Source organism: Halorubrum sp. DM2 (assembly GCF_901686465.1).
Taxonomy (GTDB): domain Archaea; phylum Halobacteriota; class Halobacteria; order Halobacteriales; family Haloferacaceae; genus Halorubrum.
In genome coordinates this window covers 562,114-575,439 of record NZ_LR594487.1, presented here as the reverse complement: position 1 = coordinate 575,439, position 13,326 = coordinate 562,114, and the positions used below count along the sequence as shown (strand labels likewise).

Here is a 13,326-nt window from a genome sequence, read left to right as displayed (position 1 = left end):
CGACGGTCACCGACGCGGGGTCTCGTCGGACTCGGCGCGGCGCGCGGTCGGGTCGGCGTACGCCTCGCCGTGCCGGTGACACCGACTCACCCGGTCTTCTCCGGTCGAGTGGAGCTCCGGAACGTCGGTCTCACACACCGTCCCGAACGTCTCGTCGAGGACGGCCACGGCCTCGGCGATCCGTCCGTCGGCCGCGATTTCCGTCGCGCGGTCGATCGGATCCCGAGTCGCGTCGGAGAGGACCACGTCCGCGAAGAGGTCGTCGCGGACCTCGGCGACCGGCGTCGATCCGCTCCGGACGCCGAGGCGGCGTTTCGCCCTGTCGACGAGGCCGTCGGCGTCGCGGTCGCGCTCGCGGAGCACCGCGCGGAACTCCTCGACGCGCGCCCACGCCTCGTCAGTCACCGACTCGTGTTCCGGCGGTCTGATCTTGAACGGACACCGGGTCGAGAAGACGCAGCCCGACGGCGGGTCCCGGGGACTCGGCGGGGACCCGCGAAGCGTGATACGCTCTTGCGTTAGCTCCGGGTCCGGGTGTGGTATCGCCGACAGCAGCGCGCGCGTGTAGGGATTCGACGGAGACCGGAACAGTTCCTCAGTGGGACTCAGTTCCATCAGCTTCCCGAGGTACATGACACCGACGCGATCACAGACGTGGCGGACCACGCTCAGGTCGTGCGCGATGAGCATGTACGTGAGATCCAGTTCCCGCTGTAGCTCGGTGAGGAGGTTGAGGATCTTCGCCTGAACGGAGACGTCGAGCGCCGAGACCGGCTCGTCGAGGACGATGAACTCCGGTTCGGGGGCCAATGCCCTGGCGATGCCGATCCGCTGACGCTGTCCGCCGGAGAACTGGTGAGGGTACCTGTAGTAGTGCTCCTCGTCGAGGCCGACCTTTTCGAGGAGCTCCATGACGCGGTCTCGCCGCTCGGCCTCAGTCCCCCAGTCGTGGACGTCGAGCGGCTCGCGGACGATTCGACCGACGGTCATGCGTTCGTTGACCGCCGTGTTCGGGTTCTGGTACACCATCTGTGCGTCCTGCCGCCACGCCTTCAGTTCCCGACGGCCGAAGTCGGTCACGTCGCGGCCGTCGAACCGAACTCGCCCCGCGTCGACGTCCTCCAGCTGGAGGATGCTCCGGCCGAGCGTCGTCTTCCCGCACCCGGACTCGCCGACGATACCGATGGTATCACCGCGGCCGATGTCGAAGGAGACGCCGTCGACCGCCTTGAGCGGCTGGCCGCCGACCAAGCGGTCGCTCTCGTAGTACGTCCGTAGCCCGTCGACGCTGACGAGCGGCTCCTCGTCCGATGTGGGGGCGTGTGCGTTGCTCATGGCTGGTCCTCGTCATCTTTACCGGGAGATCGGTCCAGCGGTACGTGCGGGGCGTCCGAGTCCTCCGATTCGCCCAAGTCGCCGGAGTCGTCCGCGCGTGACGCGTCAGCCGCCTCGTGGGCCGCCAATCGGGCTCGACGCGAGAGGGACTCGGGATAGAGGAGGCAGGCGGCCGTGTGTCGGTCCGCCGAGGCCGCGTCGCCCGTCTCGTCGCGCGGGGAGGTCGCGTCGTCGCCGACTGGGACGTGACGAGGGTGGACCGTCTCACACTCGGGCATCGCCTCCGGGCAGCGGGGAGCGAACCGGCAGCTCGTGGCCGGCTCGTTGGGCGTCGGGACGCTGCCGTCGATCGTCGGGAGGAGGTCGATATCGGCCACCAGCCCCGGGATGCTCTCCAGTAGTCCCTCGGTGTAGGGGTGACGCGGCTCGCCGAACAGCCGCTCCGCCGACGCCCGCTCGACGATCTCGCCGGCGTACATGACGGCGACGGTGTCGGCGATCCGGGAGATGACCCCCATGTCGTGGGTGATGAACACGACGGCGAGTTCGCGTTCCCGCTGGAGCCGTTCGAGCAGGTCGAGGATCTGCGCCTGGATCGTGACGTCGAGTCCGGTGGTGGGCTCATCACAGAGCAGCACCGCCGGGTCGCAGGCGAGCGCGAGCGCTATCGCCGCCCGCTGTTGCATCCCGCCCGAGAACTGGTGTGGGTACTCGTCGAGGCGGCGCTCGGGGTCGGGAATGCCGACGTCTTCCAGGAGAGTTGCCGCGGTCCGCCTCGCTTCCTCGCCGTCGAGTCCGCGGTGAATTCGGAGCAGCTCCCGGATCTGGTTGCCGACGGTGTACACCGGGTTGAGGCTGCTGGCGGCGTCTTGAAACACCATGGCGATCTCGCTGCCCCGGGCCTCCTCGGTGACGGCCTGCGGTGCGGCGACCAGGTCGACCCACCCCGCCTCGATCCCGCCTGCCCCTTCGTCCGGGTGGCCGTCAGTCACGGTCACGAAGCGGTCGTCTACCCCCTCGTCCGGTGCCGACTCGGAGGCCGAGCCGGTCCCAGACCGCGAGTCCGCCTCGGACCGCGAACCGGTCTCGTCGCTCTCGGCGTCGAGCCAGCGGACCCGATCGGGGTGGGACGCGGCCGTCCGACGGACGAACTCGGGGTCGTGATACCGGACGGATCCGTCCGGATCGACGCGGCCCGGATCGTCGACGAGACCGAGGATCGTGCGCGCCGTGACGCTCTTGCCGGACCCGCTCTCCCCCACGATTCCGAGCGTCCGACCGGGCGACACGTCGAAGTCGACGCCGTCAACGGCGCGGACGGTCTCGCGATCGGTGTGGAACGTCGTCCGTAACGCCTCAACGGAGAGGATCGGCCCGTCAGTCACACGCCACCACCCCGAGACTCGGTCTCGCTCGCGTCGGTCGCGCCGGTGTCGCTTTGGGGATCAACGGCGTCCCGAAGGGCATCCCCGACGGCATTAAATCCGATGACGACGAGCGTCACCATCGCGCCGGGGATGAGCGAGATGTGCCACGACTCGGTCGCGACGTACTCCCGACCCATGTCGACCGCTCGGCCCCACTCGGGCGTCGGCGGAGTGATGCCGAGGCCGAGGAACGACAGGCCGGCGATCGCGAGGATGACGCCGCCGAGGACGAGCGAACTGTAGATCAGCAGGTAGCCGACGAGGTACGGCAGCATGTGATACCGCATGATCCCGGTCGGCGACTGGCCGTAGTTGCGGGCGGCGTCGACCCAGTCCTTCTCCGAGACCTGGAGCGCCGGCCCGCGGAACGCACGCCAGAGGAACGGCCACCCCGTCGCGGCCAAGATGAGCGCCAGTAACACGCCACCGTTGTACGCCCCCGCGAGGGAGGTGTCCGCCAGCAACACCGTCAGAAGGATCAACAGGAGGAGCCGCGGCACCCCCATCACCGTGTCGCTCGTCACCACCAACAGCAGGTCGGCGACGCCGCGGTAGTACGCCGAGATCAGCGCGAACGCGGCCGCGATGACGGTGCTCGTTCCGACGCTCAACAGCCCGACGACGAGCGACACCCGGGCCCCGTGGACGAGGAACGTGAACAGGTCTTTCCCGTCCGTGAGCGTACCGAAGGGGTGGAACCGGTCGAACTGGTCGTAGCTGCCCGGGCCCACGTTCTCCATCGGGTACCCGACTGACCGGGTCTGGGCGTTGGCGTTGCCGACGAGCGTCTCCGCGACCCCACCGACGTCGGCGTCATAGTACTGAATCGTGTGTGAGAACGGGGAGTAGAGGTTCTGCTCGGCGGGTGTCGTTCCGAGCGACGGGGCGAAAAGTGCCATCGTGAGGAACAGGCCGACGACGACGAGACCGAACTGTCCCCACCGGTGGCCGCGGAACCGGCGAACGACCTCGTCGCGAGGCGTCCAGTCGGCCCGACGGTAGTGGGCTCGGAACCAGCGATATCCGAGCCACCCCCACCCCAGCCACGCGATCACGTACGCGTGAACGACAAGCACCCGAAGGCCCCACGCGGCGGCCGGGGAGAGGCCGAGGAAGGTCCCCTGCCACGTCCCGTCGGGGAGTTGATACCCCTGATTCGGGATGACCTCTCTGGCGGTCAGCGTCGGCAGGTCAGCGAGGGAACCGAGCGCACGCCCGAGCGCGTGGGCGACCTCGACCGCACCGATTTGGGTCGCGACCCAGCCGGCGGCGAGGAGGAGGCCGCCGTAGATGAGCGCCTCGACGGTCCGCTGAATGGCCGGCGGTAAGCGTGCCGTCACCGACCGCACGAGGTCGCTGCCGGTCCCCGCGGAGGCGGCGAGGCCGACGAGCCACACGACGACGCCGACGAACGCAATCGCGACGACGGCGGACGCCCCGCCGCTGGCGAGGCCCGTGCGCGTCCATCCCACCGCGACCTGCCCGGCGGCCGCGGTCGCCGATCCGACCGCGGCGAGGCTGCCGGCGACCCGCCCCAGTTCCAGCGCGATCAGGACGGCTGCCCCGACAGTCCACGTAACCGCGGGGAGGGGACGACGTCGGAACCGCGTCGAGAGCGATGCCGAGTCCACGATCACCGCCCTCCGTATCCGACGCGGGGATCGATCAGGACGTACAGCAGATCCTGAACGAGATTGATCAGAACGACGACCAAGACGAAGACGAAGACCAGCGCGGTCACCAGCGGCATGTCGGCGTTAAGGACGGACTGGAAGAACAGCCAGCCGAGACCGTTGATCCCGAACACGACCTCGATGATGACCGAGCCGCCGATCAGGAGGAACGCCTCGTTGGTGATGGTGGGAACCAGCGGGATCAACGCGTTCCGGAGGACGTGTTTCCAGACGACCGACCGACGCGACACGCCGTTCGCCTCGGCGGCCTCGACGTACCCCTCGTTGATCGTTTCGAGTACGGCTGTGCGCGCAATCCGGAGTTCGCTCCCCATCGACGCCGACCCAAGCACCACCGCCGCGGGCAACACCTGTTTGACGGCCGCGAGGAAGCCGGTCGGCGACGACAGACGCGACAGGTCGGGCGTGCCGGTCACGGAGGTCGTCACGAGGAACTCGCTCCAGTCGAACCCCAACAGCGTGTCCGACTGCGAGAGCACCGCTAGAAGGATGATCGCCAGCCAGAAGTTCGGCATTCCCCGCCAGACGATCCCGAAGAGCGACAGCCCGTAGTCGAGCGGCGTGTTCGAGTTGATCCCCGCGTACACGCCCATCGGGATCCCGACGAAGATCGGGATCAGGACGGACCAGAACGTCAGCCAGAGGGTCCGCGGCGCGTACACCGCGAGCAGGGACACGACGTCGGTCTGCGGTGCCAGCACCCACGACTGGCCGAGGTTCAGCGTCAGCAGGTCGGTCATATACGCCCAGTAGTGCTGTAAGAGGGGTTGTTCGAGGCCGAGTTCGACGCGGATGCGTTCGTACTCCGCGACCCCCTCTTCGGTGGCGGCGTCGCCGACGATGGCGGCCGCGGGGTCGATCGGCCCGAATCGGAAGATGACGAACGTGAGCGTGGCTCCGAGAACCAGCACCGGGACGGACAGCGCGACCCGCTTGAGGAAATACTGTACCCGACTCATACGGGGGTCACGGTTGACACCGCACACTCGATGTCTGCTGTAGTCTCGGACACCGTTGGTACGTGAATACTTCGCGTAGAATTATAAATTCGCTTCGAAGCCGTCGGTGGAGGTGAACCGGTGGCGTCGTCGCGTCGATTTCGTCCGGGGCCGGGCGATCACTCCGGGAAGAAGGCGTCTGGGTCCGCGTGACGAAACGAACCGAGGTGGGTGCCGTTAAGACGGCGCACATGTGTGTGGACGTGCCCGACCTCCTCGGCCGCACGGCGACAGGCGGACAGCGATCCTCGGTCGACCGCTCCCGCGACGAGGATCGCCCGCTCGCTCGGGTCGTCGAACAGCACTGTCAACAGGTACAGTTGGTCGGGCGTCGTCGCTCGGTACACCTCTGTTCGCTCGAACCCGTCCGGAGCGAACCACTCGGCGAACGTGTCGGCGTCGTCGTCCGGGATCACGTGTACGAAACCGGGGTCGAGCGACCCGTCGTCGCCCGCGGTCACGCCGGTGTCGCCGGCCGGCGACGCGAGCGTCTCCCAGCCGTCAGCCGACAGCTCCGACGAGATGGCGGTCATTTCGTCGAGAACCTGCGTCCAAGCGGTAGCGGAGTCGTCGCCCATGATCGTTACTGCGTCACCGCCCGCGAAAAGGTGACCGATCGGGTCGGTCCCGATCTGCTCGCGCCTGCGTTTCGCGTCGCCCTCGCTGACGAGCGCACACCCGAGACCGATTTCGTCCGCCTGGCTCGGCTACGTCTCCTCGTCGGACGGCGGCCGCTTCGAGAGCCGATCGAACCGATCCTGTGCCTCTTCCGCTCGGCTCTCCGTCTGCTCGGGCTTGTACGTGGCAGCTTCGATACGCCCCTCACTGAGAACCACCGACAGAATCGCGTCCGCGTGCCGCCCGTCTGGCGGGAGCCGCGAAGCCTCCAGTACCGCGTTCCCCGCTTCCTCGCCGTCACGTTCGAAGAACACGGTCGCGAACCCGTCCTCGACGTTGTCAACGACCGCAGTGTACTCGCCGTCGGGAAGTTCGATGGCAGTCATTCGTAGCTCGCCTCAAGGACGTGTTCCCCGTCAGCGTCCGAGAGTATCACTGTGTCGCCGGCGTTGTTCCAGATTGGCGACCCCGATCCCCAGTACAGCTCGGTGTCCGTGTCCGCGCCGCTCCCCGTCCGGAGCGTCACCGTCGCGCCCGCGTCGAGCGTGAATCCCTGCGGGAGCTCGTAGCTGTGTGACGCCTCGTCTTCGACGGTCCACCCGGACAGGTCGATCGACTCTTCTCCCGTGTTCTCGAAGACCACGTACTCATCGTTGAGGTTCTCACGGTCGTCGCCCTCGGCGTCCGCGTTGATCGCCTCGACCTCCAGCGCCGCAGCCGGGTCGGTCGACGTCGTCTCGTTGTCGCCGCCGGTGTCGTCGCCGTCGTCAGTTCCGTCCTCGGAACCGGTGTCGACCGGATCACCACCGAGCCGAGCGCGTTCGACGACTTCGCCGCTCGTTCCCGGTTCGATCGGCTCGCCGTCGCGGATCGACAGCGGGTCGGTGGGCGCGTCCCGTTGCGTCTGTACGGAAACACCGTTCCCGTCACTCACGAGGACGATGTTCCCGTGTGTGGCGGTCCAATACGTCGGGATCGACCGGTCCGCAAACCGCTGAAGTACCTCGTCGGTCGGGTGTCCGTACTGCGAGTCGTACGCGCTCGACACGACGACCGCCTGCGGCGTTACCGCGTCGACGAACGGCTCGCTCGACGAGCTCGACGAGCCGTGGTGCCCGGCCTTCAACACCGTCGACCGTAACTCCGCGCCGTACGTGTCGACCAGGTACTCCTCCTGATCGTCTTCGGCGTCGCCGGACAGCAAGAAGCTCGTCTCGCCGTGCGTGAGTTTCAGCACGATGCTGTTCTCGTTGCGCGCTTCGTTTTCGAGGTACGGCTCGGGCGGCCCGAGCACGCCGACGTCGACCTCACCGAACGAGATCGTGTCTCCCTCACGCGTCTCGTACAGCGTCACGTCGTGTTCTTCGACGGCATCGAGGTACTCACCGTAGGTCAGCGTGCTCGCAGCGATTCCGGGATCGTAGACCGCGCCGATCCCCTCGGCTTCCGTCTCGTAGTACTCGATGATCGCCGCGTTGCCGCCGATGTGGTCCGCGTCGTTGTGCGAGGTTACGAGGTGGTCGATGCGCGTGATATCGTGTCGCCGGAGGTACCTCAAAACGTACTCGCCGTCGTCGTTATAGTGGCCCGTATCGACGAGCATCGTCTCGCCCTCCGGCCCGATAACGAGCGTACTGACCGATTGGCCGACGTTGATGTAGTGGAGTTCGAGGGACCCGTTCGCCGTTTCGACCGTCGCCTCGTCGCCGACGTCCGATCCGGTCGGTGACTGCTCACCGGGTGCCGCACCGGAACAGCCCGCGAGGAAGACGATCCCCACAATCAGGAGGATCTTGAACGCACCTCCTCTTCGTTTCATGTTTCATTAATATCCTACACAGGCAAAGAGGTGAGTGTTTGTTAACTATTCACAGAAGACTGCTCAACCCCGAACCGCTCCGGGCTCACCCTCTCGTACATCTCCAACCGCTCGTAGAACTCGTCGGTCACCGCGTCGGGCATCGTCACGCGAAATCGATGCTCGTCCCACGTCTCGTGGCTCGTCAGGACCAGCTTCCCGACGTCGAGGTCGGGATTGAGCGCGACCGCGAAGTCCGACTCGTGGAGGCAGTGGACGTGATCGAGCGGGAACTTGAGCGCCTTCGCCGTTTTGTCGAGATACCGCGTCTCGATCTCGACTCTCTCAGACGGGCCAAAGCCGACCGGGTCCGGAATCGTCCCGTCGGCGTTGCGAACGAGTTCCTCCCACGACTCTTCGCTCGTGCTGCGTGTCTTCGCCATACACTGACCGACGCAGACCCACCTAAAACCAGTACGCCAGACCCGGGACGGAACTGAAACTGGAACGAATGTCAGCGCGGTGTCGGCGGGTAGCTAGGGGTGGTCGGCTCCTCTGGCGTTACTCGCCGATTGCTTCCTCGACGATCGCGATCTCCTCGTCGGTGAGTCCGTCCAGCTCGTAGACGATGTCGTCGACCAGCGCGTCCGGCTTCCCGGTCTTTTCGTCGAACTCCTCACCTCACTCAGTGTTTTCCAAAGGCAACTTTGAAATCCGGAGTAGACGGTAGACACCGATCGACCAGTCCAAAACGCGATGTTATTGAGCGAAATCGGTGAATCGATTTCCATCTTCTTCGATCAATTCCTCCGGTGACGGGAGCTTGTCCACGCTCTCATTTAACGCGTCTAAGACCTCATCTGCTTGGAATTCTCGATACCGCTCCTTCTCCGTCCGCTCCCTAAGTACTCCATCGTCTTCCAAGATGGAGATCGCGTTGTTTGCTGCCGGATAAGTCATATCTATCATATCCGCAGCACGTTTTGCCGTGAATACTGGTTCTGTGAAAATTTCCTCAAGAAGCGCTCTAACCGATGGGCGGGCATCTTCGTACTCTTCCCGATATCTATCACGGAGGTGAAGCAGAAGCTTTGCTCTGCTAAATGCCTCGTCTGCCTGTTCTCTGATTCCTGTGAGGAAAAATTTGAACCACTCGTTCCACTCCCCCTCCTCGCTGACCTTCAAGAGTAGCTCCGTATATTTGTCCCTGTTCCGACGGATGTAGGAGCTGAGGTAAAACAGTGGATGAAGCAAGATGTCCTCTGCCATCAGGAACAATACGATGAGCAACCGGCCAACGCGACCGTTTCCGTCGACAAACGGATGGATCGTCTCGATCTGATAATGGAGGATCGCGATATCGATCAGATCGGGATACTCTCCTTCTGACGACATGTACCTCTCAAAATCAGCCATCCTAGATACCGCAATCTCAGATTTCGGTGGAACGAACCGGGTCTGCTTCCCGAGATCGGTCGATTCATCGATCCACACATAACTTGGCCGATACTCTCCCGGAAGCGGATCGTCCTCCTCGGATCGGCCTCCTTCCATTAGTTCGCGGTGAAGATCTTTTAACAGTTCGTTTGACAGATTCTCTCGCGATCGCCCCGCCTCTGACAATCGTTTTGCTGCCTTCTTCAGCGCGGAAGCGTAATTCCGTGCCTCACGGACATCCTTCGAGTCTTCTCCTTCTTTGTACATGTCGGACACGGTAACGCGGGTCCCTTCGACTTGTGAGGACTGCTCTGCTTCCTTGTAGACGAAGAGACCAAAAACTGATTCAGGATCCTCAATTTCGCTCCAGAACCCGTCAAGCCGACCGAGTGAGTGCATCGCAGCCCCGTACGCACGAATCACTTCATCTGACAGATTGATCTTCGGAGGGAGCTTGTCTGGCTTATAAAACTTCGAGAAAGGGACATCAGAGGTTCCGGCGACAGGTCGGTATACCCCCGGAGCAGGTGTGTCTACGAGGTGTCCGTCTTTCATTAGCGACTTATTCCACCGCGTTAACTAAAGCTTTGACCAAGCCGTTTCTTTAGATAGCCTGAACCGTACCTGAGTAAACGAAGATCCGATACCGTTTTCCTAGACGCGATCTCTTTCGACTGAGTAAACGGAGATCCGATACCGCTTTTCCAAATTCGGGTACAGGCAGGTAGAGTGACTAACATCTATGTCGTCTGTTGCCGATTGTTTACATTCGTTTCTCAATATCGTCTCATCTTACCCATGTGCTGTTCCCAAGCACATCAAATTCAAAGCTGGTCCCGCGGCGTTACCTCAGTCGCCAGCCAGTGCGCGCCGATAAGGTCGGTCTCTTGCTATCGGCCGGGCCCAACACGGACCCCCTCCCCCACTCGCTGCTACTCCGCTACGTGCGCGTGCGTAAGAGCCAGTGTGCGAGGGTGGTCAACCCGGATTTTGATTCGTTCGGCTTTATTGAAATCCTATTCTTCAGACGGTTTCTAGTCTGAAACAGCGGTTCGATGAGAGCTGCGAATGTATCACTCTAATTCGAATTGGCTTGTCCGTTCGGCCCATTCTTCGAGCAAGGGATCGCCGTAGAACCGAACGTCTCCAGTTTGGGGATCACGTTTGAGAAGTCCTATCGACTCCAATTTGGGAAGGTGGACATGAATAAGTGCCATTCGGATAGACTGCCTCTGTGGCAATTCTGATTCGGCTTCGTCGGAAGCCTCGTATTTCCGAACCTCCTCAACAATCGTCTCGAACGGAACGACTGACTCGTCCGCTTCTTGAAGAATATACACGATGTAGCGGCGGCGAGGGATCCTCAGTATGTCCAAGACGGTATTGAATTGAACTGATTGTTCTGGGTCACGAGATACCATTGTCACCACCGTATCCGTCCTGTCGTTTCCACTGAGAACTGAATCATTAGATGTCAGTAACTCATTGATAGAATAACTATTTAGTACTATCATATGTATAATGTCTGATACTATTTGATTTATAATTTTTATATTGGTATCTAAGGCAACTGTCTGTACTGACCGATTGGGAGTTGAAAATTTTACCAGAGCGCTGCTGACCCAACTGTGAAGTCAATTCTGCGAATTGACCACAGGATATTCATGTTATTGTCCATTTGGAGTCCACTATGGCCCTCTCTCTGCCAGCAACCATCGCCTACAGCTTTATTGCGGCTGCTGTCGTCGGCTTCTCTTTCAGCCTTCTTACTGATCGTGTTTCGGTGAAAATGGGATTTCTCATGGCAGTTTGTACTACAGCCGGCACAGTGGTTGGGAGAATGCTGTGAGAAGCGTATACTGAGCGATTCGTGAGTTCCCTGTATTGAGCGATTGAAGACGTGAAACTATCAACTGCTGAGGATTTCGGCAGAGCCAGTGAATTCTAAGAGGCGGACGTTCCGCTCGATGGGGCAAAACGAGACGGCCGTCGATCGCTAGATACGCCCCGATCTTCCACTCCCCCTCCCTTACCTTATATACGCGCGGGCGTGGGTCAGTCTGAGAGTCGCGGCGAGAAATTCTGTACCGGTTGATCACAGAAACGGGAAATCCGACAGATCGAGAGATTTCGAATAGTGATCTCGGGTGGAGCTGCTACACCCGGTCGATGTGGTCGTAAACGCGTTCGGTCGTCTGGATGCTCGCGTGTCTGAGCCGGTTCCGCACGTCATAGTTCCCCTCCTCGACGTTCAACATCCGATACGCGACGCTGTGCCGTAGCGTGTGTGGCGTCTACCGACTCGTGTGCCGTCCTCGACACCCACTGTTCGGCACACTAGCCTCACGACACGCAAACTGGCCGTCAAGTCGTCTTGCGAAACGCCGAGAAAATCGAAAGTATAGCCGGTGACAGAGGCTATGACGACCAATCCCTCCGAGACGCCCTCAATTCAGAGGGCGTCCGGCCCTTGCTGCGTCATCGGCTGTTCGCTGCTTTACGATCACGCACACAACGCGCGGTTGGACAGCAAATTATACGGCCATCGCCGGATGGCCGAGACCGCCTTTTCGGTCATCAAGCGTCGGTTCGGCCCCGCTGTCCACCCTTGCGCTTGGTACCGCGAGTTCCGTGAACTCGTGCTGACCGCTACCGTCTATAACCTCGAACAGGCTACCAAGGGGTGATCGCTCCGCATTCCGTGGATTCAACAAGGCACCACCGTACTGGATTTGAATGCCTTTATCCAGCGGGGTTGACCCGTAACTCGAACTGGACCGCAATCTGCTAGGCTATCTAAGCGAATTCCGTCTCGGAGCCACAGGGGGTACTGCCCACAGCGAAGCCATCCCTCTGTGGACCGTCATGGAGACCATACAGACCTCCGGGAGACATAGCCGACGATAACACGGCTAAGAGTGTGGTCACAGGAATCACTGTAGGGAAAAAGGCCCTGCGACGGCAGTCTTCTGGGCAACCGTTGCGAGTCGGAGCATATACGCAGTCAACACGAGGAATGGAGCCAGCGCAATCGTGAACACCGTCGCAACAAAACTCAACAGCGGTGAGAGACCAAACACCCATACCTCGGGTAGGACCCCCCCATTGATCGCAAGGATGGCCGACGCAGTGACCAGAATCGACGGCAGCGCGACAATAAGGAGTGTCCGAGACAAATGAGCCACCTCCCTAGTGTAATAAAGGGTTTTGAAGTACTCTTTGCCGATGGCGAACATCTGGAATGCCTGGACGAGATCATCAACCCGCTCGTTGAATGTATCGGACATCTTACTATCATAGGTGCCCCGCAACGTCCGCGAGCGGTCCAAGTATTCGCCGTAGTCTACCCCCAGTCCGAGCCACAGGACGCCAAACTCCGCACCGGTGGTGTCTTTATTCTGACCGCCGATCAACTCAACCGTCTCGGAGATATCGTCAACGTACCCCTGAATATCCTGAGCGACCTCTCCTTCGCTTTCCTCGGCGACCTCTTCAAGGGCGGTTACGCGGTCGTGGATGACTGTCGCCATTAGGTTGAGGAAGGACGCCGGGTCCGATGGACTTTCGCCCGCTTCCGTCATATTGCCGATATCGCGTCTGAACTCGATGGCTCCCTTGATGCGATTTTCCTGTGTGTCGATGGAGCTAATGTCGTGGGACAGGACGATTGAGTTGATCGACACGACGATAGATACAAGCAGGATGATTCCGCTCAACAGTGTATTCAGGATCGTCTGGACTGCAGGCGTCTCTGTGAGCAGCACCTGCATCTCGAAGGTCCAGAGAGTTCCGACGAGCATCAGCGTCGCGAACACGAACGACAACAGCGCAGAGGTAACCGCGATCCAATTACCCTCCAGCAGGACCCATCGTACTATGTTCAGCCGACCGCTCTTTTGCGGAACTGGAAACCAGTCGCGGAGGCCCTTGATTTTGCTGACGACGTTCACTGTTTCCCCACCGTAAGTTCAGTAACTTCGGCGGAATCGACTGTTCCGCCCGCAAAGCCTGTCTTGGTT

Annotated in this window: 12 protein-coding genes and 1 pseudogene; 1 reads left to right on the top strand and 12 read right to left on the bottom strand. The window is 61.7% G+C overall.

Annotated elements, in window-relative coordinates:
- Positions 1-6 precede the first annotated feature (6 nt).
- The 10 genes from QOL69_RS03035 to QOL69_RS02990 all read right to left on the bottom strand — a co-directional run bounded on the left by QOL69_RS03035 (position 7) and on the right by QOL69_RS02990 (position 10,821).
- Positions 7-1,335 carry an ABC transporter ATP-binding protein gene (locus QOL69_RS03035; RefSeq protein ID WP_283401978.1) on the bottom strand — a complete coding sequence of 443 codons (1,329 nt, stop codon included), beginning with the start codon at positions 1,333-1,335 and terminating at the stop codon, positions 7-9.
- Positions 1,332-2,720 (bottom strand): ABC transporter ATP-binding protein, encoded by a 1,389-nt coding sequence (locus tag QOL69_RS03030; protein ID WP_283401977.1) that lies wholly within the window; start codon positions 2,718-2,720, stop codon positions 1,332-1,334. Before QOL69_RS03030 ends, QOL69_RS03035 begins: the two co-directional genes overlap by 4 nt.
- Positions 2,717-4,393, bottom strand: a complete 1,677-nt coding sequence (locus QOL69_RS03025; RefSeq protein ID WP_283401976.1) for an ABC transporter permease — start codon at positions 4,391-4,393, stop codon at positions 2,717-2,719. Before QOL69_RS03025 ends, QOL69_RS03030 begins: the two co-directional genes overlap by 4 nt.
- A 2-nt stretch (positions 4,394-4,395) precedes the next feature.
- Positions 4,396-5,415 (bottom strand): ABC transporter permease, encoded by a 1,020-nt coding sequence (locus QOL69_RS03020; protein ID WP_048076412.1) that lies wholly within the window; start codon positions 5,413-5,415, stop codon positions 4,396-4,398.
- A 158-nt stretch (positions 5,416-5,573) separates the two neighbouring features.
- On the bottom strand, positions 5,574-6,032 hold the full coding sequence (locus QOL69_RS03015; protein ID WP_048076413.1) for a DUF7529 family protein: 459 nt from the start codon (positions 6,030-6,032) through the stop codon (positions 5,574-5,576).
- 129 nt (positions 6,033-6,161) lie between these two features.
- Positions 6,162-6,458: a DUF3006 family protein gene (locus QOL69_RS03010; RefSeq protein WP_048076414.1), complete on the bottom strand. Its 297-nt coding sequence runs from the start codon at positions 6,456-6,458 to the stop codon at positions 6,162-6,164.
- On the bottom strand, positions 6,455-7,891 hold the full coding sequence (locus QOL69_RS03005) for a lamin tail domain-containing protein (RefSeq protein WP_283401975.1): 1,437 nt from the start codon (positions 7,889-7,891) through the stop codon (positions 6,455-6,457). The genes QOL69_RS03010 and QOL69_RS03005 overlap by 4 nt, the downstream gene beginning before the upstream one ends.
- A 41-nt stretch (positions 7,892-7,932) precedes the next feature.
- Positions 7,933-8,313: a hypothetical protein gene (locus QOL69_RS03000; protein ID WP_283401974.1), complete on the bottom strand. Its 381-nt coding sequence runs from the start codon at positions 8,311-8,313 to the stop codon at positions 7,933-7,935.
- Positions 8,314-8,629: 316 nt separating this feature from the next.
- Positions 8,630-9,862, bottom strand: coding sequence for a Fic family protein (locus QOL69_RS02995; protein ID WP_283401973.1), 1,233 nt, complete (start codon positions 9,860-9,862; stop codon positions 8,630-8,632).
- A gap of 518 nt (positions 9,863-10,380) precedes the next feature.
- Positions 10,381-10,821, bottom strand: a complete 441-nt coding sequence (locus QOL69_RS02990) for a DUF7344 domain-containing protein (protein ID WP_283401972.1) — start codon at positions 10,819-10,821, stop codon at positions 10,381-10,383.
- 176 nt (positions 10,822-10,997) lie between these two features.
- Between QOL69_RS02990 and QOL69_RS02985 the strand changes: the two genes are divergently transcribed.
- Positions 10,998-11,156, top strand: coding sequence for a hypothetical protein (locus QOL69_RS02985; RefSeq protein WP_195155702.1), 159 nt, complete (start codon positions 10,998-11,000; stop codon positions 11,154-11,156).
- A 307-nt stretch (positions 11,157-11,463) separates the two neighbouring features.
- Here QOL69_RS02985 and QOL69_RS02980 read toward each other — a convergent pair.
- Both QOL69_RS02980 and QOL69_RS02975 read right to left on the bottom strand, forming a co-directional pair.
- A pseudogene (locus tag QOL69_RS02980) lies at positions 11,464-11,601 on the bottom strand (tyrosine-type recombinase/integrase); the annotation flags it as partial.
- 639 nt (positions 11,602-12,240) lie between these two features.
- Positions 12,241-13,257 (bottom strand): DUF7972 family membrane protein, encoded by a 1,017-nt coding sequence (locus QOL69_RS02975; RefSeq protein WP_283401971.1) that lies wholly within the window; start codon positions 13,255-13,257, stop codon positions 12,241-12,243.
- Positions 13,258-13,326: the final 69 nt, after the last annotated feature.

Excerpts from the sequence above, each read along its gene's own strand:
- QOL69_RS03035 (WP_283401978.1), bottom strand. The coding sequence starts at position 1,335 with ATGAGCAACGCACACGCCCCCACATCGGACGAGGAGCCGCTCGTCAGC.
- QOL69_RS03020 (WP_048076412.1), bottom strand. The coding sequence starts at position 5,415 with ATGAGTCGGGTACAGTATTTCCTCAAGCGGGTCGCGCTGTCCGTCCCG.
- QOL69_RS03015 (WP_048076413.1), bottom strand. The coding sequence starts at position 6,032 with ATGGGCGACGACTCCGCTACCGCTTGGACGCAGGTTCTCGACGAAATG.
- QOL69_RS03010 (WP_048076414.1), bottom strand. The coding sequence starts at position 6,458 with ATGACTGCCATCGAACTTCCCGACGGCGAGTACACTGCGGTCGTTGAC.
- QOL69_RS03005 (WP_283401975.1), bottom strand. The coding sequence starts at position 7,891 with ATGAAACGAAGAGGAGGTGCGTTCAAGATCCTCCTGATTGTGGGGATC.
- QOL69_RS03000 (WP_283401974.1), bottom strand. The coding sequence starts at position 8,313 with ATGGCGAAGACACGCAGCACGAGCGAAGAGTCGTGGGAGGAACTCGTT.
- QOL69_RS02995 (WP_283401973.1), bottom strand. The coding sequence starts at position 9,862 with ATGAAAGACGGACACCTCGTAGACACACCTGCTCCGGGGGTATACCGA.
- QOL69_RS02990 (WP_283401972.1), bottom strand. The coding sequence starts at position 10,821 with ATGATAGTACTAAATAGTTATTCTATCAATGAGTTACTGACATCTAAT.
- QOL69_RS02985 (WP_195155702.1), top strand. The coding sequence starts at position 10,998 with ATGGCCCTCTCTCTGCCAGCAACCATCGCCTACAGCTTTATTGCGGCT.